A 22499-nucleotide genomic window follows, 5' to 3' on the forward strand; every position below is an offset into this window, starting at 1 on the left:
CACAAAATTCCTGACACGTCCGAATTGTCGGTCGCCTGGACGCCGGGAATGCGCCGCATGACGTCGCTGATGCTCGTCGCGCCCGATTCCTGGATGGACTCGGCCTCCACCACCGTGCGCGCGCCCGGGAAGGTCCGCACGCTGTTCTCCAGGCCGGTGCCGAGCCAGTTGCCCGTGACCTGCACCGTGTCGAGCGTCACCTCGGCCTTGCCGCCTTCGCCCGGCGCCGGCGTGCCGGCTTCCTGTGCCCGCAGCGCGTCGGGCGCCCCCAGCAGCGCAAGCGCCGCCGCCGCCGTCAGGCAACGCGCGAACCGCCGCGAGGCCGCCTGCGCCACACTGTTCTCAACCATCATCACTACGCTCCCTTTCTTTCTCTGATCCCGCCTGAAGAGGCGCTAAAGAAGGGGCACATTCTAAATGATAATTAGTTTCATTCAGTCATAGAAATTTATTCGGCGACAAAAAACAATCAATTTGCGGGTCGTTTCGTGCGCCTTGCCCTGGTTTTGGGTGCCGGTGGATTCACCTGCAAGAGCCACCAGCTATTGTTTTCTCTCATTTAATTTTCATAATTCATCGACCGAACGGTCGGCTTATCAATATACTCAGTCACCAGTCCCCCAGGAAGCTTCCCCATGTACACCCAGTCCCTTGATCTCCCGGGCGGCCAGCAGCCGGCCGCCGCGGACAACACCGAGGTTTCTCCCGAGCAGGCCCGCTTCGACGCGGTGATGCGCGCCGACGGCAAGATCGAGCCGCGGGACTGGATGCCCGAGGCCTACCGCAAGACGCTGGTCCGCCAGATCTCGCAGCACGCGCATTCCGAGATCATCGGCATGCAGCCCGAGGGCAACTGGATCAGCCGCGCGCCCAGCCTCAAGCGCAAGGCCATCCTGCTGGCCAAGGTGCAGGACGAAGGCGGCCACGGCCTCTACCTGTACAGCGCGGCGGAGACGATGGGCGTGTCGCGCGACCAGCTGGTGGACGCGCTGCATGCCGGCAAGGCCAAGTATTCGAGCATCTTCAACTACCCCACCCCCACCTGGGCTGACGTGGGCGTGATCGGCTGGCTGGTCGACGGCGCGGCGATCATGAACCAGATCCCGCTGTGCCGCTGCACCTACGGCCCGTATGCGCGCGCCATGATCCGCATCTGCAAGGAAGAGTCGTTCCACCAGCGCCAGGGCTTCGACGCCCTGCTGGCGATGATGAAGGGCACGCAGGCGCAGCGCGACATGGTGCAGCAGGCGGTGGACCGCTGGTGGTGGCCGGTGCTGATGATGTTCGGGCCGAGCGACAAGGACTCGATCCACAGCGGGCAGTCGTTCCAGTGGGGCATCAAGCGCATCTCCAACGACGACCTGCGCCAGAAGTTCGTCGATGCCATCGTCGAGCAGGCCAGGGTCCTCGGCGTGACGCTGCCCGACCCCGACCTGAAATGGAACGCGCAGCGCAAGGCATACGACTACGGCGCCATCGACTGGGAAGAATTCTGGCGCGTCGTCAATGGCGACGGGCCGTGCAACAAGGAGCGCCTCGCCACCCGCGTGAAGGCGCACGAGGACGGCGCCTGGGTGCGCGAGGCCGCGCTCGCCTACGCCGAAAAGCAGGCGGCGCGCGCCCGCAGGCAAGCCGCCTGAGCCGCCAGCGCCGGCAACCGCCCGCAACCGCACAGGAGACAGCAATGAGCAAGGAATGGCCGATCTGGGAAGTCTTCATCCGCAGCAAGCAGGGCCTGGACCACAAGCACTGCGGCAGCCTGCACGCGGCCGACGCCGCCACCGCGCTGCGCATGGCGCGCGACGTCTACACGCGGCGCCAGGAAGGCGTGAGCATCTGGGTGGTGCCGTCGGCGGCCATCACGGCGTCCGACCCGGCCGACAAGGAATCGCTATTCGAGCCCGCCGGCGACAAGATCTACCGCCACCCGACCTTCTTCGTGCTGCCCGCCGAAGTCGACCACATGTAAGGCGGGCCACGACCACCATGCCCACGACGAACACCATGACCACCATGCCCACGGCTGCCGCCGCGCATCTGTCCTACGTGCTGCGCCTCGCGGACAACGCCCTGATCCTCGGCCAGCGCAACGGCGAATGGTGCGGCCAGGGCCCGGCGCTGGAGGAAGACATCGCGCTGGCCAACATCAGCCTGGACCTGATCGGCCAGGCCCGCCTGCTGTATTCCCACGCGGCGGCGCTCGAGGAAGCCGCCGGCGGCGCGCGCAAGACCGAGGACAGCTACGCCTACTTCCGCGGCGAGCGCGAGTTCGCCAACTACACGTTGGCCGAGCTGCCGCACGCCGGGCCGCTGGCCGGCACGGCGCGCGCCGCGCGCGACTACGCCGTGACCATCACGCGCAATTTCCTCTACGCGGCGCTGATGTGCCACCTGTGGTCCGCGCTGCGCGCTTCCGCCGACGCGCAGCTGGCGGCGATCGCCGCGAAGTCGCTCAAGGAGGCCCGCTATCACCTGCAGCACGCCGGCGAATGGCTGGTCCGCTTCGGCGACGGCACCGCGGAATCGCACCGGCGCGCGCAGGCCGCGGTCGACTACCTGATGCCGTACACCGCGGAGTTCTTCTCGGCCGACGCCGTGGAGACGGCGGTGGCCACGGCCGGCATCGGCCCGCTCAACGCGGACCTCCAGGCCGCATGGCAGCAGGACGTGGCGGCGACGCTGGCCGAGGCCACGCTCGCGGCGCCGGCCCCGGTCCGGCACGTCACCACCGGCAAGCACGGCGAGCACTCCGAGCACATGGGCTTCCTGCTGGCCGAGATGCAGTCGCTGGCGCGCCAGCACCCGGGCGCCACCTGGTAGGCCGCCATGAACGCCGCCACCACCGCCGTCGCCGCCCGGCCGGACGCCACGCTGGAACAAGCCTGGGCCGTGCTGGAAACGGTGCCCGACCCCGAGATCCCCGTGGTCTCGCTGCGCGAGCTGGGCATCCTGCGCGCGGTGCGGCGCGGCGCCGACGGCGCGGTCGAAGTCGTCATCACGCCCACGTATTCGGGCTGCCCGGCCATGTCGCAGATCGCCGAGGACATCGAGCGGGCGCTCGCCGTGGCGGGCATCGTGCCGCACCGCGTCGCCACCGTGCTGGCGCCGGCCTGGACCACCGACTGGATCACCGCCGAGGCGCGCGAGAAGCTGCGCCGCTACGGCATCGCGCCGCCGCTGGGCCACTGCGCCGGCCAGCCCGCGCCCGCCGAGGCCGCCATCCGCTTCGTGCCGCGCGCCGGTGCCGCCGGTGCCACACCGGCCTGCCCGCAATGCGGCTCCGTCCACACCGAGCGCCTGGCCCAGTTCGGCTCGACCGCGTGCAAGGCCCTGTACCGCTGCCTCGATTGCCGCGAGCCGTTCGACTACTTCAAACCGTACTGACCTGGACCGACATCATGGCGACTCCGCAATTCCATCCGCTGCGTATCCGCGAGGTAAGGCCCGAAACCGCCGATGCCGTCACCGTCTCGTTCGAGGTCCCCGACGCGCTGCGCGAGGCGTACCGCTTCACGCAAGGCCAGTTCGTCACGCTCAAGACGCACCTCGACGGCGAGGAAACGCGCCGCTCGTACTCGATCTGCGTCGGCGTCACCGACTACGACCGCGACGGCGAGCTGCGCATCGGCATCAAGCGCGTGCGCGGCGGGCGCTTCTCGAACTTCGCCTTCGACACGCTGCGCCCGGGCCACGAGATCGACGTGATGACCCCCGACGGCCGCTTCTTCACGCACCTGAACGCCGACCTGTCGCGCTCCTACCTCGCCTTCTCCGGCGGCTCCGGCATCACGCCCGTGCTGGCCATCATCAAGACCACGCTGGAGATGGAGCCGACCAGCCGCTTCACGCTGGTGTACGGCAACCGCAGCGTCGACGCCATCATGTTCGCGGAGGAGCTCGAAGACCTCAAGAACCGCTTCATGAGCCGGTTCTCGCTGTATCACGTATTGTCCGACGACCTGCAGGAAGTCGACCTGTTCAACGGCGTGCTGGACCAGGACAAGTGCGCGGCGTTCCTGCGCACGCTCGTGCCGGCCGCCGAGATCGACGAAGCCTTCATCTGCGGCCCGGCGCCGATGATGGACGCCGCCGAAGCCGCCCTCGAGGCCGCCGGCGTGCCTCCCGGGAAGGTGCACGTGGAACGCTTCGGCACGCCGCTGCCGCAGGCGGGCGTGGCGCAGGTGGCAATCCCCGACGACATGCCGGCCGCCGACCTCGAACTCGTCATCGACGGCAAGACGCGCCGGCTGCGGCTGCCCTACGAGGGCATCAGCGTGCTCGACGTCGGCCTCAAGGCCGGCCTCGCCCTGCCCTACGCCTGCAAGGGCGGCGTGTGCTGTACCTGCCGGGCCAGGGTGCTCGAAGGCGAGGTGAGGATGGAGAAGAACTACACGCTCGAGCAGCGCGAGATCGACGATGGCTTCGTGCTGACCTGCCAGTGCCACCCGGTGTCGAGCCGGGTCGTCGTGAGCTACGACGAACGGTAGCCAGCCGGATCCCCGCGGCGCCTTGACGCCGCCGCACCGACGCTACAGGATGCACGGGTGCCCCCGCCTCGGGGGCTGGCCATCCTGGAAAGGCGGAACCATGAACGATGCATCCCTGACCCTCGGCGTCGACCATATCGGCTTGAGCGTGCCGGACCTGGCACGCACGCGCGACTTCTTCATCCGGTGCCTGGGCTGGCAGCAGGTCGGCGAGAAGCCGGACTACCCGGCCGCGTTCGTCTCGGACGGCAAGCTGCTGGTGACGCTGTGGCAGGTCGCCGACACCGCGGCCTTCACGCGCTTCGACCGCAAGGCGAACGTGGGCCTGCACCACCTCGCACTACGCGTGGCCACGGAAGCGCAACTCGACGAAGTCTTCGCGCGCGCCTCGGCGTGGCCCGGCGTGACCGTCGAGTTCGCGCCCGAGCTGCTGGGCGCGGGGCCGAAGCGGCACGCCATGATCTGCGAGCCCGGCGGCATCCGCATCGAATTCGACTTCGATCCGCGGCTCGCGGCCGGCTAGAGCACAGGCTGACCGGGCTCTGCGACAAGGCAGGCGCGGCACGCAGCGCCGCGAAGCCGGGGAGCAGCGCATGCCGCACGTTTCGTGCCCGTTTCGCACCCGTTTCGCACCCACCTCGCGCCGGGCGCGCGCACGATCGTGAACCTGCCGCCAGCACCTATACTCGTCATCTGGAACCGGCAGCCGCCGGTTCGCCTGCGCTGGAGCTCGACGGCTTGAGACCCCGGATACACCACTTCCGCCCGCATGGCGCGGCCCCGCCACGCGGGCTTCCCGGCATGCCCGCGCCGCGGCCCGGCGGCCGCCCGACATGAACACGTCCGCCAATTCGAATGTGCACGTGGTTTTGAGCAGCGAAGGATACTGGACCGTCGCCGTGGAAGGCGTCGGCCGCGTCACCACGTGCGTCTCGCGCGAGGCGGCGATCGAGGCCGGCACCGCGGTGGCGCAGGAGAACCGCGTGGTGCTCTACGTCCACCAGCGCGACGGCCAGTTCGACTGGTGGAAGGACTACGGCGACGGCGGCGCGTCGTCGCTGAACTGAACGGGCCGGCCCGCGCTAGCCCGCCGGCCGCCAGCCCAGCCCGAGCGACTTCTGCAGCGAGACGAAATCCCCGACCAGGCTGGCGTCGCCCGCGATGCGGTCCTGCTGGGCCAGCACGCGGGTGCGCTCGGCGTCGAGCCATTCGAGCATGGTGGCGGTGCCGGCGCGGTAGCGCTGGCGCGTGAGGTCGGCGGCGCGCTCGGCCGAGGCTTCCCGGCGGCGCAGCACGATCACGTTCTCGCGCTGGTGGCCGTAGCGCGCGAGCGCCACGTCGGCATCGCGCAGCGCCTTGAGCACCGTGCTTTCGTAGTTGGCCAGCGCCTCGTCGCGCCCGGCCTCGGCGCCCGCCACGCCGGCGGCCACGCGGCCAAAGTCGAGGATGTTCCACTGCAGGCGCGGCAGCGTCAGCCAGGTGGCGTTGTCCTTGCGCGCGAGGTGGCCGGGGTCGGCGGCGCTGAAGCCGAGCGAGCCGAGCAGCGAGAGCTTGGGAAACCAGTCCGCCTCGTGCGCGCCGATCTGGGCGTGCTGCGAGGCCAGCCGGCGCTCGGCGGCGCGGATGTCGGGCCGCGCCTTGAGCAGCGCGGCGGGGTCGCCCACCGCCACGGTCGCGGGGATCGCCGGCATGGCGCGCGCGTCCCGCAACTGCGCGTCGAGCGCGCCGGGCTCGCGCCCGCTCAGCATGGCAAGCTCGTCGAGCAGCTCGGTGATCCTGGCCTGCACCGGCGCCATGTCGGAGCGCGTGCCGTCGAGCTGCGTGCTCACGCGCTCCACTTCCAGTTGCGAGGCCACGCCCCGGCCGCGCCGCTGCTCGGTCAGGTCGAGCATGTCGGCCTCCAGCTTCTCCGAGTCGCGCAGATGGTCCAGCCGCGATTGCTGCTCGCGCAGGTTGACGTAGGCCTGCGCCACCTCGGCGGCAAGCTGGACGTGCGCGTCGGCCAGCTCGGCCTGGCTGGCGTCGGCTTCGGCCGAGGCCGCCTCGATGGCGCGGCGCGTGCCGCCGAACACGTCGATTTCCCAGCTCGCGTCGAAGCTGGCCAGATAGAGCGAGAGCGGGCCGCGCCCGCCGCCGCTGCCGTCGCCGGTGAGCGCGCTCAGGTCCGGCGAGCGCGTGCGCAGCATGGCCGCGTCGACGCCCACCTTGGGCGGCTCGCCGGCCTGCTTGCCGCGCAGCCCGGCCCGGGCCTGCCGCACGCGCGCCCGCGCGGCGCGGATGTCGGGACTGTTGGCGAGCGACTGCTCGATCAGCGCGTCCAGCTGGGCGTCGCCGAGCGCGCGCCACCAGTCGGCGGCCAGCGCCGCCTGCGTGTCCACGCCGGCGGGCGCGTGCGGGAACGCGCCGCGCGTGGCGGTGCCGGCCACCTCGGGCGCGCCGCGGTAGTCGGGGCCGACGGTGCAGCCTGCCAGGCCAAGCGCGACGGCCAGCGCCGCCATCGTGGGTTGAAAGCGAAACTTCATGGATCAGTGACCGGAAGAGACAGGGGCGCCCTGCCTGGGCGTCTTGAGCAGCAGCGCCAGCGGGATGCACAGCAGCAGCGCCACCCCGAGCGCGTAGAACGTTTCGGAATAGGTCATCACGGCGGCCTCGCGCGCGATGGTGGCCGCCATCTGGCCGGCCGCCTGCAGCTTGGCGTGCGCCATGTCGCCGTGCTGGGCGAAGAAGCTCGCCGCGCTCGAGGCCAGGTGCTCCTGCCCGACCGGGCTGTTGGCGCTGACCGATTCGCGGATCACGGCGTCGTGATAGGCGCTGCGGCGGTCGATCAGCGTGCCCAGCAGGGCCAGCCCGATCGAGCCGCCCAGGTTGCGCGCCATGTTGTAGAGCCCGGCCGCGTCGCCTGCCTCGTGCGTGGCCACGGCCGCCATCGAGGCCTGGTTGAGCGGCATCATCGCCAGGATCTGGCCGAAGCCGCGCAGGATCTGCGAGCCGGCGAAATCGTGGCCCACGCTCTGCGCGGTCAGCGAGATGTCCAGGAAGCAACTGGCCACGAAGCACAGCAGCCCGGTGATGACCAGCACGCGGATGTCGAAGCGGCCGAGCATGCGCGGCAGCACCGGCATCATCAGGAAGGCCGGCAGGCCGGACAGCAGCATGATGCCGCCGGCCTGCTCGGCGTTGTAGCCGGCGATGCTCGCCAGGAACTGCGGCAGCAGGTAGGACACGCCGTACAGCCCCGCGCCCACGGTGGACACGATCAGGATCACGCTGGCGTAGTTCTTGTTGAGCAGCAGCCGCAGCCGCACGATCGGCGTCTTCGCGGTGAACTGCGCCACCAGCATCATCAGGATGCCGCTGGCCGAGATCAGCGACAGCCACACGATCATCGACGACTCGAACCAGCGCTCGCGCTGCCCTTCCTCCAGCACCACGGTCAGCGAGCTCAGGCCGATGGTCAGCCCGACGATGCCGAGCCAGTCGGCGTCGACGAACTGCCTGAAGTCGGCGCGGTCCGTCTTGAGGCCGAAGTACAGCAGCGCCACCAGCACCGTGGCGACCGGCAGGTTGACGAAGAAGCACCAGCGCCAGTCCACGTTCTCCGCCAGCCAGCCGCCGATCACCGGCCCCAGCAGCGGCCCCAGCAGCACGATCAGGCCGAACGCCGACATGCCGATCGGCAGCTGGTGGCGCGGCAGCCGCGTGCGCACGATGGTCTGCGCGGTGGGAATCATGGCGCCGCCGGCCAGGCCCTGGCCGATGCGGCCGATCACCATCACGCCCAGCGTATGCGACAGCCCGCACATCATCGAGAACGCGGTAAACAGCAGCGCGTTCCACATCAGGAAGCGGCGCAGCCCGAACACGCGCGTCAGCCACGCGGTGAGCGGGATGATGACGATCTCGGACATCAGGTAGCCCGTGGAAATCCACGTGCCCTCGGTGCCGGCCGCGCCGATCTGCCCCTGGATCTGCGGCAGCGCCGAGTTGGTGATGGAGATGTCGAGCGTGGCCAGCAGCGCGCCCAGCGAGCCGGCCGCCACGGCGATCCAGTCCGCCACCGAGGCGTTGGCCACCGTGGCCCGCGCGGCAGGTGCGCTGCCCGCGGCGGCGCCGGCCGGCGCCGCGGCCTCAGCCATGAGCGGCCCCGGCGGCGGGCGCGCGGGCGCTGCGCACCTCGTGCCCGCGGGTATCCACGTCCACCGTCACCGACAGCCCCGGCACCAGCGCCGGGCGCGCGCTGGCGGGGATGTCCATGTGGATGCGCACCGGCACGCGCTGCACGATCTTGGTGAAGTTGCCGGTGGCGTTCTGCGGCGGCAGCAGCGCGAACTGCGCGCCGGTGCCGGGCGCCAGGCTTTCCACGCTGCCGTGCAGGTCGCCGTCCGGCAGCGCGTCCACGTGGATGACGACCGGCTGGCCCGGGCGCATGCGGCCGACCTGGGTTTCCTTGAAGTTGGCCGTCAGGTACAGGTCCTGCACCGGCACCACCGTCAGCAGGCGGGTGCCCGGCTGGGCGAACTGCCCCACGCGCACCGCGCGGTCGGCCACGCGGCCGGCCAGCGTGCTGCGCACCACGGTGTCCTGCAGGTCGAGCGCGGCGCGGCGCGCGGCGGCCTGCGCCACCGACAACTGCGCGCGCGCCTGCTCGATCTGCGCCTGCAAGGTGCCGGTGCGGACCTGCGCCGCGCGCAGCGCCGCCTCGTTGGCGGCCAGCGTGGTGGCGGCGCGGGTCTGCGAGTTGCGCAGCTCGGCGGTGCGCTCCTCGGTCTCGGCGCCGGTCCTGACCAGCGGCGCGTAGCGGTCCACCTGCGAGGCCGCGTAGCGCACGTTGGCCTGCGCGCCGGTCACTTCGGCGGCGGCCTGCGCGATATTGGCCTTCTGCTGCACCAGGTCGGCCTCGGCGCGCGCCACGTCGGCCGCGCGCGCGGCGACCGTGGCCTGCGCCTCGTCGGCGGCGGCCTGGTACTGGCGCGCATCGAGCCGCGCGAGCGGCTGGCCGGCCTCGACCACCTGGTTGTCGCGCACCAGCACCTCGGCCACGTAGCCGCCCACCTTCGGCGCCACGGTGACGCTGTCGGCCTGGAGATAGGCATCGTCGGTCGATTCGATGAAGCGGCCGACCAGCCACCAGCGCACGCCCCAGGCGAGCGCGCCGAGCACCAGCGCGGCAAGCAGGCCGAGCAGGATCGCGCGGCGGCGGCTGGCGGGCCGGGTCCGGGGAGAAGTCGCGGCGTCGCCGCGCGGCGGCGGGTTGCCGAGCGAGTCGGCGGTGGGGGCGTTGGCAGGCATAGGTGCTCACAGGTTCCGTCGGCGCAATTATTCCATTTGGAAAAAATGTGTCAAGTGGTATATTTTCGTCCCTGCGCACCGTCCCCGCCGCCGCGCCGGCGGGACCGCCCCAACATGAATACGCGGCCGGCCGGCGATCCGTCCACGGCAAACCGGCCACATGCCGCACAATAGCGGCGCCGCCCCCGCCATCACGCAACAAAGGAGACCCGAGCATGGCCAGACACCGCCCCGCAGCCGAAGGCGGATACCAGCGCGGAGAAGAAACGCGCGCGCGCATCGTGGACGCGGCGCTGCGCCTGTTCGGCGAGCGCGGCTACGAAGGCGCGTCCACCCGCGACATCGCCCGCGAAGCCGGCGTCAACGCGCCCGCGCTGCAGTACTACTTCGACAGCAAGGAAGGCGTCTACCTGGCGTGCATCGCCTTTTTCGTCGAGCGCGTGTGGGAACACCTCGAAGACGTGGTGTCGCACGCCGAGGCCGTGCTGGCCGACGCCCAGGCCGGCGACCGCGCGCTGACCGACGCCTACCTGGGTATCCAGGCGCGCTTCGCCTCGTTCGCCTGCGACGTGCCCGAAGCCGTGCACTGGCGCATGTTCATGGCGCGCGAACGCGCCGGCCTCGGCCCCGCGGCCTCGTTCGACGTGATCGACAAGGGACTGAACCGCCGGCTGTTCGCGGCCACCTCCGGCCTCATCGGCCGCCTGCTCGGCAAGCCGGCCGACGACGAGGAAACGCGCATCCGCACGCTGACCATCGACGGCCAGGTGCTGGTGTTCCGCATGATGCGCCGGCAGGTGCTCGGCATGCTGGGCTGGGAAAACATCGGCCAGCAGGAAACCGAGCGCGTGGCGGCGGTCATCCTCGACCAGACCCGCGATCTGCTGGCGGCGCTGGTGAAAAGCCGCAAGGCGCGGCTGGCGAAGGCGGCCGGGGGCCAGGCAAGGGACTGAGCCGGCGCGGCTCCCCCTGCCATTCGCCGCCGCGCAGCACGCCCTACTGCAACTCGATCTTCGCGATCTCGGCCAGCCGCTTCCAGCGCGCGATTTCTTCCTTCTGGTAGTTGTGCAGCTCCGCCGGCGTCGACAGGATCAGCGCGGTGGACTGGTGCTGGTAGTACTCCTTGACGTCGTCGGCCGCGCCGGCGGCGGCGAACAGCTCGCCGAGCCGGCGCGCGATGGGCGCCGGCGTCCTGGCCGAGACCGCGGCCGCCACCCAGTTGTAGGCGAGGAAATCCGGCACGCCGGCCTCCGCCGCGTTCGGCACGCCGGGCAGCAGCGGCGAGCGCTGCGGCGCGGTGTAGGCGAGGCCGCGCACCTTGCCGCCCTTGACCAGCTCGATCGCGCCGCTGGCGTCGACCACGGCGAAGTCCACGTTGGCGGCCATCACGCCGTTGATGGCGTCGCCGGCGCCCTTGTACGGCACCGCCGTGGTCTTCATGCGGCCTTGCTCGTTGAGCCATTCGCTGTACAGCGTGTAGGACATCGAGCCGGTGCCGTAGTTGAGCGCGCCGGGCCGCTTGCGGGCGTCTTCCATCAGGTCCTTGAGCGTGCGGTACGGTGAACTCGCGGGCACGATGATCAGGCACGGGCCGCGCGACAGCAGCGTGATCGGCGTGAAGTCGGTCAGCGGGTCGTAGGGCAGCTTGCGGAAAATGGCGGCGTTGGTGGACAGCGTGGAGTTGCTGCCGATGAAGACCGTGTAACCGTCGGCCGGCGCGCTGAGCAGCGTCTGCACGCCGATGAAGCCGTTGCCGCCGGGCTTGTTCTCCACCACCACGCCCTGCCCGGTCAGCTCGCCGATCTTCTTGGCGAACATGCGCGCGGTGGTGTCGGTGCCGCTGCCGGACGGAAACGGCACGATGAAGCGGATCGGGCGGTTGGGAAAGGCCTGCGGCTGCGCCAGCGCGGCGGCGGGAAAGGCCGCCAGCGCGGCGCCGGCCAGCGCGCCCTTGCCGGCGAGGCTGGCAAAGCGGCGGCGCGAGAGCGTGCGCGGCCGGGATGCGGATCGGGATGTGGATCGGGTATCGAATCGGGTCATGCTGTCTCCTTGATGCTCCGCCCGGCAGTGGGTCCTCCCGGTGCGGATGGTGCGGATGTGGCGTTGAATCGCGGCGCCGTGGCCGCCTGCGCTAGCGCCTGAGGCCGAGCAGGTCGCGCGCGATGACCCAGCGGTGCACTTCCGAGGGGCCTTCGTAGATGCGCATCAGGCGCGTCTCGTTTGCCATCTGCTGCAGCGGCATTTCCTTGGTCATGCCCATCGCGCCGAAGGCCTGCATGGCGTGGTCGATCACGTCCCAGGCCATCTCGGTGGCGAACACCTTGATCATCGAGACCTGGGTGCGCGCCTCGTCGCCGGCGTCGATGCGCGCGGCGGCGTCGTACGTCATCAGGCGGCAGGCGTGGATGCGCGTGGCGGCATCGGCCACCCACCACTGGATGGCCTGGCGGTCCGCCAGCGGCGCGCCGAAGGTCTGGCGCTGCGGCGCGTACTCGCACAGCATGTCGAGCGCGCGCTGCGCGCGGCCGATGCACCATGCCGCCATCTGCACGCGCCGGCTCGACAGCCGCGCCTGCATCGGCGCGAAGCCCTTGCCTTCCTGGCCGAGCAGCTGGCTGTGCGGGATGCGGCAGTCCTCCAGCACCACCTCGTAGGTGGAGGCGCCACCGATCATCGGGATGCGCCGCTCGACCTTGAAGCCGGGCGTGCCGCGGTCGACCAGGAAGGCCGAGATGCCGCCGCGCGCGCCGCGCGCCTTGTCGGTCACGGCCATGACGATGGTCCAGTCGGCGCGCGCGGCGCGGCTGATCCAGATCTTGCGGCCGTTGAGCACCCAGTCGTCGCCGTCGCGCTCGGCGCGCGTGGACATCATGGCCGGATCGCCGCCCGCGCCGGGCTCGGAGATGGCGATCGCGGAAATGGTCTCGCCGCGCGCATACGGCTCCAGGTAGCGCGCGCGCTGGTCCGCGTCGGCGGTCTTGAGCAGCATGCGCAGGTTGGGCGAGTCGGGCGGCAGGTCGTAGGGCGTGATGGTCTTGCCGAGTTCCTCGTTGACGCCGACCATCGCCACCACCGGCAGGTCGGCACCGCCCATCTCGGCCGGCGCGTCCAGGCCCCACAGGCCCAGCTCGCGCGACAGCGCGTCGAGCCGCGCCTGGTCGTGCGGCAGCAGCGTGAGCTGGCCGCCCTGCGCCTCGCGCGCCAGCGCGTCCGCCTCCAGCGGAATCAACTGCTCGCGCACGAAGCGCGCGACCAGGTCCTTGAGCATCTGGTGCTCTTCATCCAGCGCGAAGTTCATGCCTCGTCTCCTCTCGTTTTGATGGTGTGCGTGATATGCGTGACGTGCGTGGTGTGCGTCATGCCGCGCCGGCGGGCACGCCGCCCGCCAGTTGCGCGATCGCCTCCGGCGCCAGCCCCGCTTCGCGCAGCACCTCCGCGGTGTGCTCGCCCAGCGCCGGCGCATGGCGGCGCAGCGACAGCGGCGTGGCGGAGAAGCGCGCCGCCGGCCGCATCTCGCGCAGCGGCCCTTCGGTGGGATGTTCGGTCTGCTGGAACAGGCCGACCGCCGCGAGGTGCGGATGGCCGGGCAGCTCGTCCGGCGTGTAGATCGGCGTGGCGGGAATGTCCAGCTGCTCGAACAGCGCCATCCACTGCGCCGTGGTGCGCGCCGGCGTGATCTCGCCGAGGTGCCGGTAGAGCGCGCGGATATTGGCGTTGCGCTGGGCGCGGCTGGCGATGTCGTACTTGTCGGCCAGGTCGTCGCGGCCCACGGCATGGAAGAAGGCCTGCCAGTGGCGGTCGGTATAGGGCAGCGCGCAGATCCAGCCGTCGGCGGTCTGCGCCGGGCGGCGCCCGCCCTGCAGCAGGCGCGCGTAGCCGGCGGCGCCGGTGGCCGGCTCGAAGGTCAGCCCGGCCAGGTGCTCGGCCATGACGAAGCTGGCCATCGTCTCCAGCATCGGCACCTCCACCGACTGGCCGGCGCCGTGGCGCTCGCGGTGCAGCAGCGCGGCCAGCACGGCGTTGGCCAGCGCCAGCCCGGTGGTCTTGTCGGCGATCAGGCTGGGCACGTACTCGGGGCGCTCGCCCACCGACGAGCCCAGCGCCACCAGCCCGCAGGCGGCCTGGATGATGTCGTCGAAGGCCGGCTTGTCGCGGTGCGGGCCGTCCTGGCCGAAGCCGGTGGCCACGCAGTAGACGATGCGCGGGTTGAGCGCCGCCACCGCGGCGTAGCCGAAGCCGAGCCGCTCGATGGCCGCCACGCGCATGTTGTGGACCAGCACGTCGGCGCCGGCGATCAGGCGCCGCAGCGCCGCAGCGCCCTCGGGGCGCTTGAGGTCCAGCACCACCGAGCGCTTGTTGCGGTTGAGCGCGAGGTAGATCGAGCTCATGCCGGCATGGCGCGAGACGCCGTTGGCGCGCATCAGGTCGCCCTCGGGGCCTTCGATCTTGATGACGTCGGCGCCGAGGTCCGCCAGCGCCTGCGTGGCCATCGGGCCCAGCACCACCGAGGTCAGGTCGAGCACGCGGATGCCGTCCAGCGGGCCGGCCGGCGCCGCTGCCGCCGCCGAATTTGCTGCCGAGGTCGGTTTGTCCATGCGGCCTCCCTCAGCAGCGCCGGAACACGGGCGCGCGGCGCTCGGCCATCGCCGCCACGCCTTCGCGGAAATCGGCGGTGGCGAACTGCCCGCGCTGGATGGCCAGCTCGCGCTGGTTGGCCTCGGTCACGCGCTCGGCCAGCCCCAGGCGCAGCGTCTCGCGCGTGCTTTCCACCGCCAGCGGCGCCGATGCCGCGATCTCGTGCGCCAGCGCCAGCGCGCGCGCCAGCACTTCGTCCTGCGCGACCAGTTCGTCGGCCAGCCCGATGCGCACCGCTTCCTCGCCGCCGATGCGCCGGCCGGTGTAGAACAGCAGCGCGGCCTGCTGCTCGCCGACCAGGCGCGGCAGCGTCACGCTCATGCCGAAGCCCGGGTGGAAGCCCAGCCGGTTGAAGCTGGCGCTGAAGCGCGCCTCGCGGCAGGTCACGCGGAAGTCCGCCACCAGCGCCAGGCCCATGCCGGCGCCGATGGCCGCGCCCGCCACCGCGGCCACGATCGGCTTGCGGCTGCGGTACAGCTTCATGGCCTGGGCGTAGAACGCCGACGGGTCGCGCGACACGGCGCCCTGCTCCGCGCCGCTGAAATCCGCGCCGGCGCAGAAGGCGCCCACGCCGGACGACAGCACCACCGCGCGGCAGGTGTCGTCGTCGTCGAGCCGCAGCAGGGTTTCGGCCAGTTGGCCCATCAGGCCGGCGTCGACGAAATTGTGGGGCGGGCGCGAGATCTCGATCTGCGCGACATGCTGGTCGCGCGACAGGCGGATCTCCGGCGGGGATGCCAGGGTCATGGCGTGGGCTCCGGGTAAACGGTGAGGAAGGAAGCGCGGCGCCGCCACATGCCGGCGCCGCATCGCTGGCCAAGAGTATTCGCCGATGCCCCGCGCGGCGCTACGCTACAATTTCGGATACCGAAATCATGGGTGGCTCATCAACATCGCCGCCGGCCGCATGCCAACGCCCTCGCCGCCAGTCTCCACGCGCCAGATCACCCACAGCACCGGCCGCTTCACGCGCCAGACCGGCGGCAGCCAGTCGCTCGAGCGCGGGCTGATGTTGCTGCGCGCGTTCCGCGTCGGCTCGTCCAGCCTGACCAATGCCGAGCTGGCCGCGCGCACCGGCCTGCCGCGGCCCACCGTGAGCCGCCTCACGCGCTCGCTGGTCGATGCGGGTTTCCTGCGCTACGACACCACCGAGCGCGCCTACCGGCTGGCGGCGGTGATGCTGAGCCTGGCCGATGCCTTCCGCCACGCCAGCGTGGTGCCGGAGGTCGCGCTGCCGCTGATGCGCAGGATCGCCGAGGACAAGAAGGTCAACGTGGGCCTGGCGGTGGCCGACCAGACCGCGATGGTCTACCTGGCCTCGGTGCGCCACAGCGGCGACAGCGTGTCGCGCACGCGGCGCGTGGTGCCCGGCACGCGCGTGCCGATGGAAGCCACCGCGATCGGCCTGGCCTACCTCGCCGCGCTGCCCGCCGCGGTGCGCGCGGACCTCGTGGAAGAGATCACGGAGAAGGCCGGCGAGCCATGTCCGGTGCTGCAAAAGGAGGTGGCCCGCGGCATCGCGCAGGCGCAGGCCCTGGGCTACTGCACGGCCAACTACCAGCCCGGCCACCTGACCGCCGTGGGCGCGGCGTTCCAGGGCCCGGACCACCAGTGGTACGGGCTCAACATCAGCTTCCCGCACAAGGCCAGCGAGAAGCGGCGCGACGTGGAGCGCTACGCGCCGCTGCTGCTCGGCCTGATCGCGGAGATCCGCGCGGCCTGCGACAAGCACGGGCACGCCTGAGCCCGGCGCGGCCGCTCCGTCGGCGCAAGTCAGTGTTCTCGAAACGGGCGCCGGCCCGCCTTGAACAAGTTGCGGATCGCAAGTATATTGGTTGCGGATCGCAACCTTGCGATTGCCGGATCGCCAGCCCGTCAGCCCGCCAGCCCGGTATCCCGGCCCGCCGCGCCACCTCAATCCCGCTCCCATGGACTTCGTCGACCTCCCCGCCCAGACCCGCGACCGCACCATCCTGGAACTGCGCGAGTTCTCCCGCAAGCTGGTGCGCGAGCTTGGTTTCATGCGCAACACCCTGGCCGACAGCGAGCTCTCGCCGTCGGCCGTGCACGCCATCATCGAAATCGGCCTCGCGCCGGGCCTCCCGGCACGCGATCTCGCCCTGCTGCTGCGCCTGGACAAGTCCAATACCAGCCGGCAGCTCGCCAAGCTGGAGGCCGCCGGCCTGCTGCGGCGCGAGGCCGCGAGCGACGACGGGCGCTCGGCCCGGCTCTACCTGACCGAGGCCGGCCAGAAGCTGCGCCGCAAGATCGACCGCTTCGCCACCGACCAGGTCTCCGGCGCGCTGCGCAAGCTGATGCCGGCCGACCAGCAGACGCTGGTGCGGTCGCTCTCGCTGTACGCCGATGCGCTGGCGCAGGACAACGCCACCAGGACGGCACACGCGGGCAGCGATGGCGACGGGCGGATCGTCGAAGGCTACCAGCCTGGATGTATCGGCGACGTGGCCAGCCTGCACGCGCGCTACTACGCGGCGTCGTCGGGCTTCGGCGTGTATTTCGAGCGGAAGGTGGCGACCGAGCTGGCTGCCTTCGCGGCGTCCCTGCCCGCCCCCGGCAAGGCGCTCTGGCTCTACGTGGAGAATGGCAGGACGCTGGCTTCGCTCGCCATCGACGGGGACCCGGCCGGCGGCGTTGCCCATCTGCGCTGGTTCATCGTCGACGCCTCGCTGCGCGGCACGGGCCTCGGGCGGCGCTTGCTGGCCAAGGCCGTGGCATTCGTCGACGCGCGCTTCGGCGAGACCTATCTCTGGACCTTCAAGGGCCTGGACGCGGCGCGCCATCTGTATGAATCGTTCGGCTTCCGGCTGACCGGCGAGGCGGAAGGCGCGCAGTGGGGCACCGTGGTGGTGGAGCAGCGCTTCAGCCGGCGCGCGGACGACACTGGCGGCGCCGGGGAAGCCGCGGAAGCCGGGGAAGCGCCGCGCTGACCCTGCCCGCGCGCGGCGGCCATTCCGGCCAGCCGGGGCGCCGAAGCCCGGCCATGCTTCATGCGCCGGTCTTCGGCGACAACTTGCCGGGCGCGAACCTGGTCCGCGCCACCGGCACCTTGCGCCGGCCGGTCTCGCTGCGCCGCAGGGCGGCGGCCTGCGCCTCGGCGTGCCCGGCGCGGCGCGCGGCGGCTTCGAGTTCGGCGCGCAGCGCATCCAGCGCTTGCGCCCTCCCGGCCAGTTCCCGCTCCGCCGATGCCAGCCGCTGGCGCAGCGCCTCGCCTTCGGCCTGCAGCCGCGCGCGCTCCGCGCTGCCGGCCACCGCCGCTTCCTGCGCCCTGGCCTGCGCGGCTGACAGCTCGGCGCGCAGGTCCGCCGCCGCCTGTTCGCCCTTCTGGCGCAGCGTGCGCTCCTGGTCGATCTCACGCAGCGCGCGCCGCTCGGTGGCGCCGGCCCGCTCCTGGGCCACGGCGGCCTGCTCGCGCGCGCGCTCGAGTTCCGCCGAGAACTGCGCGCGCAACTCGCCCAGCTGCCGTTCCTGCGCCTGCGCCTGGTTCCTGCCCTCCTCCAGCCGCGCCCGGGTGGCGGCATGGGCCTGGCGCTCGGCATCCAGTTCCGCCCGCAGCGCGGCCAGCGCCTGGCGGGCCGCCTCCAGTTCGCCCGCGACCGCGGCGGTCTCGCGCTCGGCGGCCGCCACCGCGGCGCGCGCCTGGTCGCGCTGCGCCTGCGCTTCGCCGGCCTGGCGTCCTGCCTCGTCGCGCAGCGCCGCCAGCTCGCTGGCGGCGGACTCGCTGGCGGCCTGCCAGATCTGCTGCACGGCATCCGCCGCGACCTGCTTGATGGCATCGGGCAGGCCGGGATGCTCGATCCGCACGCGCGCCTGCTCGCGCAGGTCCTGCCAGAACTGGCCCAGCACCTCCAGCGGCGTGCCCATGCTGCCTTTGCGCACCAGTCCATAAAGCTTGTTGGCGGTCGGCGTGATGCCGTAGCGGAAGAACAGCAGGCCACAGACCTCGCGGTACAGCGCGCGGGTTTCGGGGAAACGCTCGCGCAGCGCGGCCACGTCGGCCTGCAGGCTGGCGTCGGCGGTTTCGGGCGATTCGGTCGATGCGGGCTGGATTGGCATGGCGGTGATGGCGAAGACGTGGAATTTGTAGATATTACTACGTAATACGTAATATTTCATGATTCCATAAGATAACTTTAGACATAATTACGCTTCTGTCTATAATTGCTGGCCAAGTCGCTTTTGGATCGTCATTTGGATCGCCCATTGGATCGCTCCCCACGCATGCCAGTCCCTGCCCCGCCCCTCGCCGCGCTGCCGGCCATGCCGCTGGAACAGCTCCGGCTGCCCGCCGACCTCTCGGGCGCCGAAGGAAGCAACCGCGCCCGCGGCGGCACCCCGCAGATCGCCGCGCGCGACGACGTGGCCGCCGTCGCCGCGTGGCTGGCGCGTTATGCCGGCACCCCGGCGACCTTGCAGAGCTACCGGCGCGAGGCCGAGCGCCTGCTGCTGTGGGCGGTGATGCAGCATGGCAAGCCGCTGTCGTCGCTGACGCACGAGGACCTGCTGCTGTACGAGCGCTTCCTGGCCGATCCGCAGCCGGCCGCGCGCTGGGTCATGGCCTCGCGCAAGAAGCTGGCGCGCGGCGCGCCCGCATGGCGGCCCTTCGCCGGGCCGCTCTCGCCGGCCAGCGTGCGGCACGCGCTGGTCATCATCAATGCGCTGTTCGCGTGGCTGGTCGAGGCCGGCTACCTGGCCGGCAACCCGCTCTCGCTGGCGCGCCGGCGCCGCGGCCATGCGCAGCCCCGCATCACGCGCTACCTGAGCCACGAACTGTGGCAGGCGGTGAAGGACACCATCGAGGACATGCCGCGGCAAAGCGAGCGCGAGCGGCTGCACGCGGCGCGCTGCCGCTGGCTGCTGACGGTGCTGTACCTGGGCGGGCTGCGCGCGGCGGAAGTGGCCGGCGCCGGCATGGGCGCGTTCTTCAGCCGGCGCGACGCCAGCGGCGTGGAGCGCTGGTGGCTGGAAGTGACCGGCAAGGGCAGCAAGACGCGGCTGGTGCCGGCCAGCGACGAGCTGATGGCGGAACTGGCGCGCTACCGGCGCGCCCACGGCCTGCCGGCGGCGCCGCTGCCGGGCGAAGACCGGCCGCTGGTGCTGCCCGTGATCGGGCAGGCGCGCGCGCCCAGGCCGCTGTCGCGCGGCGCGCTGCACCTGGTGCTCAAGGAAGTGTTCGCGCTCGCGGCGGAGCGCCTGCGCGCGCGCGGCCCGCAATGGGAAAGCCGCGCCGAGCTGCTGGCCAGCGCCTCGGCGCACTGGCTGCGCCACACCGCCGGCTCGCACATGACCGACAGCCAGGTCGACCTGCGCTTCGTGCGCGACAACCTCGGCCACGCCTCGATCGCCACCACCAGCGGCTACCTGCACAGCGAGGACGACGCGCGGCATCAGGCCACGGGCGCGGCGCACCGCATTGGCTGGCGCGAGCGGGACACGCCGGCCGAGCCCGACTGTTGACTGAAAATCAAGAGATTTTCACCGATACTCCTGTTTTTCAATCGAAGCGGGCCAGGCAGACTTCGCCCCATCGCTTTGCTCGCCGAAGCACGCGCGGCGAGCGCCTGCCGCGCGGCATGGCCCCGCATCCGCCCCCAACCGAGGAGAATTTCATGACCGCGTCCAGCGCCCCCGCCGTCGAGGCCGCGCCCCGTTCCGCCCTGCCGCTGCTCGCGCTCGCGGCCGGCGCCTTCAGCATCGGCACCACCGAGTTCGCGCCGATGGGCCTGCTGCCCGTGATCGCGGACGGCGTCCACGTGTCGATCCCGACCGCCGGCATGCTGATCAGCGCCTACGCCATCGGCGTCATGCTCGGCGCGCCGGTGATGACGCTGCTCCTGTCGCGCTGGCCCCGGCGCTCGGCGCTGATCGCGCTGATGAGCATCTTCACGGTGGGCAACCTGCTATCCGCGCTGGCGCCGAACTACACGGCGCTGCTGCTCGCGCGGCTGGTCACGAGCCTGAACCACGGCGCGTTCTTCGGCGTGGGCTCGGTCGTCGCGGCCAGCCTGGTGCCGCGCCACCGGCAGGCCAGCGCCGTGGCCACCATGTTCATGGGCCTGACCATCGCCAACGTGGGCGGCGTGCCGGCCGCGACCTGGCTCGGGCAGGTGCTCGGCTGGCGCATGTCGTTCGCGGCCACCGCCGGGCTCGGCGTCGTCGCCATGATCGGGCTGTGGTCGGCGCTGCCGCGCGGCCAGGCGGGCCGGGCGCCCGACCTGCGCGGCGAGCTGGCCGTGCTGACGCGGCCCGTGGTGCTGGCCGCGATGGCCACCACCGTGCTCGGCGCCGGCGCCATGTTCACGCTCTATACCTATATCGCGCCGACGCTGGTGGAGATCACCGGCGCCTCGCCCGGCTTCGTCACCGCGATGCTGATGCTGATCGGCATCGGCTTCTCGATCGGCAACGTGGCCGGCGGGCGCCTGGCCGACCGTTCGCTCGAAGGCAGCCTGATCGGCTTCCTGGTCCTGCTGAGCGCGGTCATGCTGGTGTTCCCTTGGCTGGCCACCACGCACCTGGGCGTGGCCGCCGGCCTGCTGGTATGGGGCACCGCCACCTTCGCCATCGTGCCGCCGCTGCAGATGCGCGTGATGCGCGCGGCGGCCGAGGCGCCGGGCCTGGCGTCCTCGGTCAACGTCGGCGCGTTCAACCTCGGCAACGCGCTCGGCGCGGCCGCGGGCGGCGCCGCCATTTCGTCCGGCTTCGGCTACCAGGCCGTGCCGGTGGTCGGCGCGCTGCTGGCCGCGGCCAGCCTCCTGCTCGTGCTGGTCCAGGCCGCGCGCGCGCGCCAGCGCGCCTGACGGCGGCTTGCCACTTCCCGCGGCCCGGCGCGATACCGCGAGACCGTAGCGCCGGGCCGCCGCGCCTAGCCGGGCAGCTCGCCTACCGCGCGCGACGCCTGCTCGATCGCCGCCGTCAGCGACGGGCTGCCGGCGCTGTCGCAATTGGCGATGACCACGTTGCCCGCCGGCGCGCGCGCCCGTTCCAGCGCGGCCTGCGCCGCGGCCGCGTCGTCGTAGAGGCTGTTGGGCAGGTAGCTGTAGCCGTGCGCCCAGCGGTTGACGGTGATGCCGCGGATCACGTCGCCGGAGGCAAAGCCGCCGCCGGCCAGCATGCGGTCGAGCTGGCCGCGGATGCCGGCTTCGAGCGTGGCGAACGGCGTGCCGAGCAGGAAGGCGCGGCCGGCGCGGAAGCGGTCGCGCGCGGGCATGCCGCTGTCGGGCACGGTCGGCACGTAGAGCATGTGCAGCACCACCGGGTCGGACGGCCGCGCGCCGGCCGGGGTTTCCAGCCACAGGTCGGTGTAGGCCATCGCCGGCGCGTGGATGCGGCGGGCCTTGAGCGCGGCGAAGGCCCGCCAGTTGTCGAGCGCCACCTTGCTGTAGACCACCGGCGCCTTGACGTCGGCGCGCAGGGCCTGCTTCTGCGGCTCGGGCAGGCCGGGCATGATGAACGGGATCATCATGTTGTAGCCGGCCAGCACCACGTGCGCGGCTTCCACGCGGTGCAGGTTGCCGCTCCAGCCGTAGGTCACGCGCGTGATGCGCTGGTCGGGCTCGATGGCGATGGCGGTGCTGTTCAGGCGCAGCTTGACCTTGGCGTCGTCGGTATCGAGCCGGCTGTAGTCGAAGGCCGCGCCGCCGATGGCATCGGCGCCCGCGCCCCCGGCCACGCCGGGAATCAGGCTGCGCACCAGCAGGCGCGCCAGCGTGGCGTTGCCGTCGGGAAACCACAGCGTGGAAGCCGGCGACTTGCCCAGGCGCGCGTCGCGGCCCGGCCGCGGCATGTTCGCGCCGCCCGGCAGGCCAATGGCGAGCGCGTCGAACACCGAGACGCCGTCCGCGTCGAGCGCGTAGGCATCGTTGCCGCGGCTGCGGAAGAAGCGCTGGCCGGCCAGCCCCAGGCCGGCCTTGTCGCGCAGGAAGGCGGCATACGGCGTGCGCTTGAGGTAGGCCAGCCGCTCGGCCTCGCCCAGGCCCGCGAGGTAGTCGGTGCCGCCGTCGGCCAGGCGCGCCAGCGCGGCGCGGTCCTGCGGCGGCAGCGGCGTCTTGTCGAGGAAGGCCTTGAAGG

General features: G+C 71.7%; 21 protein-coding genes and 1 pseudogene. 12 read left to right on the forward strand and 10 right to left on the reverse strand.

Features of this window, described 5'->3' with window-relative positions:
• On the reverse strand, nucleotides 1-353 hold a 353-nt coding region (locus tag K206_RS39660; protein ID WP_043367280.1), incomplete at its 3' end, for a TonB-dependent receptor plug domain-containing protein.
• 282 nt (nucleotides 354-635) lie between these two features.
• Between K206_RS39660 and paaA the strand changes: the two genes are divergently transcribed.
• The 7 genes from paaA (at nucleotide 636) to K206_RS39665 (ending at nucleotide 5554) form a co-directional block, all read left to right on the forward strand.
• Nucleotides 636-1640: a 1,2-phenylacetyl-CoA epoxidase subunit PaaA gene (gene paaA, locus K206_RS0129575; protein WP_020205958.1), complete on the forward strand. Its 1005-nt coding sequence runs from the start codon at nucleotides 636-638 to the stop codon at nucleotides 1638-1640.
• A 44-nt stretch (nucleotides 1641-1684) separates the two neighbouring features.
• Nucleotides 1685-1969, forward strand: a complete 285-nt coding sequence (gene paaB, locus K206_RS0129580) for a 1,2-phenylacetyl-CoA epoxidase subunit PaaB (protein ID WP_020205959.1) — start codon at nucleotides 1685-1687, stop codon at nucleotides 1967-1969.
• Nucleotides 1970-2004: 35 nt separating this feature from the next.
• Nucleotides 2005-2820 (forward strand): 1,2-phenylacetyl-CoA epoxidase subunit PaaC, encoded by an 816-nt coding sequence (gene paaC / locus K206_RS0129585; protein ID WP_020423959.1) that lies wholly within the window; start codon nucleotides 2005-2007, stop codon nucleotides 2818-2820.
• A gap of 6 nt (nucleotides 2821-2826) precedes the next feature.
• Nucleotides 2827-3384 (forward strand): 1,2-phenylacetyl-CoA epoxidase subunit PaaD, encoded by a 558-nt coding sequence (gene paaD / locus K206_RS0129590; RefSeq protein WP_020205961.1) that lies wholly within the window; start codon nucleotides 2827-2829, stop codon nucleotides 3382-3384.
• A gap of 14 nt (nucleotides 3385-3398) precedes the next feature.
• Nucleotides 3399-4487 carry a 1,2-phenylacetyl-CoA epoxidase subunit PaaE gene (gene paaE, locus K206_RS0129595; RefSeq protein WP_020205962.1) on the forward strand — a complete coding sequence of 363 codons (1089 nt, stop codon included), beginning with the start codon at nucleotides 3399-3401 and terminating at the stop codon, nucleotides 4485-4487.
• A gap of 100 nt (nucleotides 4488-4587) precedes the next feature.
• Nucleotides 4588-5010, forward strand: coding sequence for a VOC family protein (locus tag K206_RS0129600; RefSeq protein ID WP_020205963.1), 423 nt, complete (start codon nucleotides 4588-4590; stop codon nucleotides 5008-5010).
• A 346-nt stretch (nucleotides 5011-5356) separates the two neighbouring features.
• Nucleotides 5357-5554, forward strand: coding sequence for a DUF2188 domain-containing protein (locus K206_RS39665; RefSeq protein WP_196812937.1), 198 nt, complete (start codon nucleotides 5357-5359; stop codon nucleotides 5552-5554).
• Nucleotides 5555-5569: 15 nt separating this feature from the next.
• Here the strand turns inward: K206_RS39665 and K206_RS0129610 are convergent, their stop codons facing one another.
• The 3 genes from K206_RS0129610 to K206_RS0129620 are packed head-to-tail and all read right to left on the reverse strand — an operon-like array spanning nucleotide 5570 to nucleotide 9776.
• Nucleotides 5570-7009 carry an efflux transporter outer membrane subunit gene (locus K206_RS0129610; RefSeq protein WP_029044234.1) on the reverse strand — a complete coding sequence of 480 codons (1440 nt, stop codon included), beginning with the start codon at nucleotides 7007-7009 and terminating at the stop codon, nucleotides 5570-5572.
• 3 nt (nucleotides 7010-7012) lie between these two features.
• Nucleotides 7013-8623: a DHA2 family efflux MFS transporter permease subunit gene (locus tag K206_RS0129615; protein WP_020205966.1), complete on the reverse strand. Its 1611-nt coding sequence runs from the start codon at nucleotides 8621-8623 to the stop codon at nucleotides 7013-7015.
• Nucleotides 8616-9776, reverse strand: a complete 1161-nt coding sequence (locus K206_RS0129620) for an HlyD family secretion protein (RefSeq protein ID WP_020205967.1) — start codon at nucleotides 9774-9776, stop codon at nucleotides 8616-8618. The genes K206_RS0129615 and K206_RS0129620 overlap by 8 nt, the downstream gene beginning before the upstream one ends.
• Nucleotides 9777-9991: 215 nt before the next feature.
• Between K206_RS0129620 and K206_RS0129625 the strand changes: the two genes are divergently transcribed.
• On the forward strand, nucleotides 9992-10729 hold the full coding sequence (locus tag K206_RS0129625; RefSeq protein ID WP_020205968.1) for a CerR family C-terminal domain-containing protein: 738 nt from the start codon (nucleotides 9992-9994) through the stop codon (nucleotides 10727-10729).
• Between the two features lie 43 nt (nucleotides 10730-10772).
• On the opposite strand, the gene K206_RS0129630 is transcribed toward K206_RS0129625, so the two are convergent.
• The 4 genes from K206_RS0129630 to K206_RS0129645 form a co-directional block, all read right to left on the reverse strand.
• Nucleotides 10773-11816, reverse strand: coding sequence for a tripartite tricarboxylate transporter substrate binding protein (locus tag K206_RS0129630; RefSeq protein WP_020205969.1), 1044 nt, complete (start codon nucleotides 11814-11816; stop codon nucleotides 10773-10775).
• Between the two features lie 91 nt (nucleotides 11817-11907).
• Nucleotides 11908-13074, reverse strand: a complete 1167-nt coding sequence (locus K206_RS0129635) for an acyl-CoA dehydrogenase family protein (RefSeq protein WP_020205970.1) — start codon at nucleotides 13072-13074, stop codon at nucleotides 11908-11910.
• Nucleotides 13075-13132: 58 nt separating this feature from the next.
• Entirely contained in the window at nucleotides 13133-14371 is a 1239-nt protein-coding gene (locus K206_RS0129640; RefSeq protein WP_020205971.1) for a CaiB/BaiF CoA-transferase family protein, read from the reverse strand.
• Nucleotides 14372-14381: 10 nt separating this feature from the next.
• Entirely contained in the window at nucleotides 14382-15158 is a 777-nt protein-coding gene (locus tag K206_RS0129645) for an enoyl-CoA hydratase/isomerase family protein (RefSeq protein ID WP_020205972.1), read from the reverse strand.
• 160 nt (nucleotides 15159-15318) lie between these two features.
• Here K206_RS0129645 and K206_RS0129650 point away from each other — a divergent pair, with 160 nt between their 5' ends.
• Entirely contained in the window at nucleotides 15319-16155 is an 837-nt protein-coding gene (locus K206_RS0129650) for an IclR family transcriptional regulator (RefSeq protein WP_029044235.1), read from the forward strand.
• 184 nt (nucleotides 16156-16339) lie between these two features.
• On the forward strand, nucleotides 16340-17359 hold the full coding sequence (locus K206_RS0129655) for a helix-turn-helix domain-containing GNAT family N-acetyltransferase (protein ID WP_020205974.1): 1020 nt from the start codon (nucleotides 16340-16342) through the stop codon (nucleotides 17357-17359).
• A gap of 58 nt (nucleotides 17360-17417) precedes the next feature.
• Here K206_RS0129655 and K206_RS0129660 read toward each other — a convergent pair whose 3' ends face one another.
• Nucleotides 17418-18545: a DNA-binding protein gene (locus K206_RS0129660; RefSeq protein WP_020205975.1), complete on the reverse strand. Its 1128-nt coding sequence runs from the start codon at nucleotides 18543-18545 to the stop codon at nucleotides 17418-17420.
• A gap of 105 nt (nucleotides 18546-18650) precedes the next feature.
• Between K206_RS0129660 and K206_RS39670 the strand changes: the two genes are divergently transcribed.
• Together K206_RS39670 and K206_RS0129670 are read left to right on the forward strand one after the other, a co-directional pair.
• The gene (locus K206_RS39670; RefSeq protein ID WP_043367281.1) at nucleotides 18651-19886 is read left to right on the forward strand and encodes a tyrosine-type recombinase/integrase; all 1236 of its coding nucleotides are present in this window, start codon (nucleotides 18651-18653) and stop codon (nucleotides 19884-19886) included.
• 152 nt (nucleotides 19887-20038) lie between these two features.
• Entirely contained in the window at nucleotides 20039-21229 is a 1191-nt protein-coding gene (locus K206_RS0129670; protein ID WP_020205977.1) for an MFS transporter, read from the forward strand.
• A 65-nt stretch (nucleotides 21230-21294) separates the two neighbouring features.
• Here the strand turns inward: K206_RS0129670 and K206_RS43925 are convergent.
• Nucleotides 21295-22499 (reverse strand): annotated as a pseudogene (locus K206_RS43925) (alcohol dehydrogenase); the annotation flags it as partial.

Origin of the sequence: Cupriavidus sp. WS, assembly GCF_000395345.1 — a bacterium.
Lineage (GTDB): Bacteria > Pseudomonadota > Gammaproteobacteria > Burkholderiales > Burkholderiaceae > Cupriavidus > Cupriavidus basilensis_B.

Bases quoted from the DNA above. Each gene is read 5' to 3' on its own strand.
- paaA (WP_020205958.1), top strand. From the start codon at position 636: ATGTACACCCAGTCCCTTGATCTCCCGGGCGGCCAGCAGCCGGCCGCC.
- paaB (WP_020205959.1), top strand. From the start codon at position 1,685: ATGAGCAAGGAATGGCCGATCTGGGAAGTCTTCATCCGCAGCAAGCAG.
- paaC (WP_020423959.1), top strand. From the start codon at position 2,005: ATGACCACCATGCCCACGGCTGCCGCCGCGCATCTGTCCTACGTGCTG.
- paaD (WP_020205961.1), top strand. From the start codon at position 2,827: ATGAACGCCGCCACCACCGCCGTCGCCGCCCGGCCGGACGCCACGCTG.
- paaE (WP_020205962.1), top strand. From the start codon at position 3,399: ATGGCGACTCCGCAATTCCATCCGCTGCGTATCCGCGAGGTAAGGCCC.
- K206_RS0129600 (WP_020205963.1), top strand. From the start codon at position 4,588: ATGAACGATGCATCCCTGACCCTCGGCGTCGACCATATCGGCTTGAGC.
- K206_RS0129610 (WP_029044234.1), bottom strand. From the start codon at position 7,009: ATGAAGTTTCGCTTTCAACCCACGATGGCGGCGCTGGCCGTCGCGCTT.
- K206_RS0129615 (WP_020205966.1), bottom strand. From the start codon at position 8,623: ATGGCTGAGGCCGCGGCGCCGGCCGGCGCCGCCGCGGGCAGCGCACCT.
- K206_RS0129620 (WP_020205967.1), bottom strand. From the start codon at position 9,776: ATGCCTGCCAACGCCCCCACCGCCGACTCGCTCGGCAACCCGCCGCCG.
- K206_RS0129625 (WP_020205968.1), top strand. From the start codon at position 9,992: ATGGCCAGACACCGCCCCGCAGCCGAAGGCGGATACCAGCGCGGAGAA.
- K206_RS0129630 (WP_020205969.1), bottom strand. From the start codon at position 11,816: ATGACCCGATTCGATACCCGATCCACATCCCGATCCGCATCCCGGCCG.
- K206_RS0129635 (WP_020205970.1), bottom strand. From the start codon at position 13,074: ATGAACTTCGCGCTGGATGAAGAGCACCAGATGCTCAAGGACCTGGTC.
- K206_RS0129640 (WP_020205971.1), bottom strand. From the start codon at position 14,371: ATGGACAAACCGACCTCGGCAGCAAATTCGGCGGCGGCAGCGGCGCCG.
- K206_RS0129645 (WP_020205972.1), bottom strand. From the start codon at position 15,158: ATGACCCTGGCATCCCCGCCGGAGATCCGCCTGTCGCGCGACCAGCAT.
- K206_RS0129650 (WP_029044235.1), top strand. From the start codon at position 15,319: ATGCCAACGCCCTCGCCGCCAGTCTCCACGCGCCAGATCACCCACAGC.
- K206_RS0129655 (WP_020205974.1), top strand. From the start codon at position 16,340: ATGGACTTCGTCGACCTCCCCGCCCAGACCCGCGACCGCACCATCCTG.
- K206_RS0129660 (WP_020205975.1), bottom strand. From the start codon at position 18,545: ATGAAATATTACGTATTACGTAGTAATATCTACAAATTCCACGTCTTC.
- K206_RS39670 (WP_043367281.1), top strand. From the start codon at position 18,651: ATGCCAGTCCCTGCCCCGCCCCTCGCCGCGCTGCCGGCCATGCCGCTG.
- K206_RS0129670 (WP_020205977.1), top strand. From the start codon at position 20,039: ATGACCGCGTCCAGCGCCCCCGCCGTCGAGGCCGCGCCCCGTTCCGCC.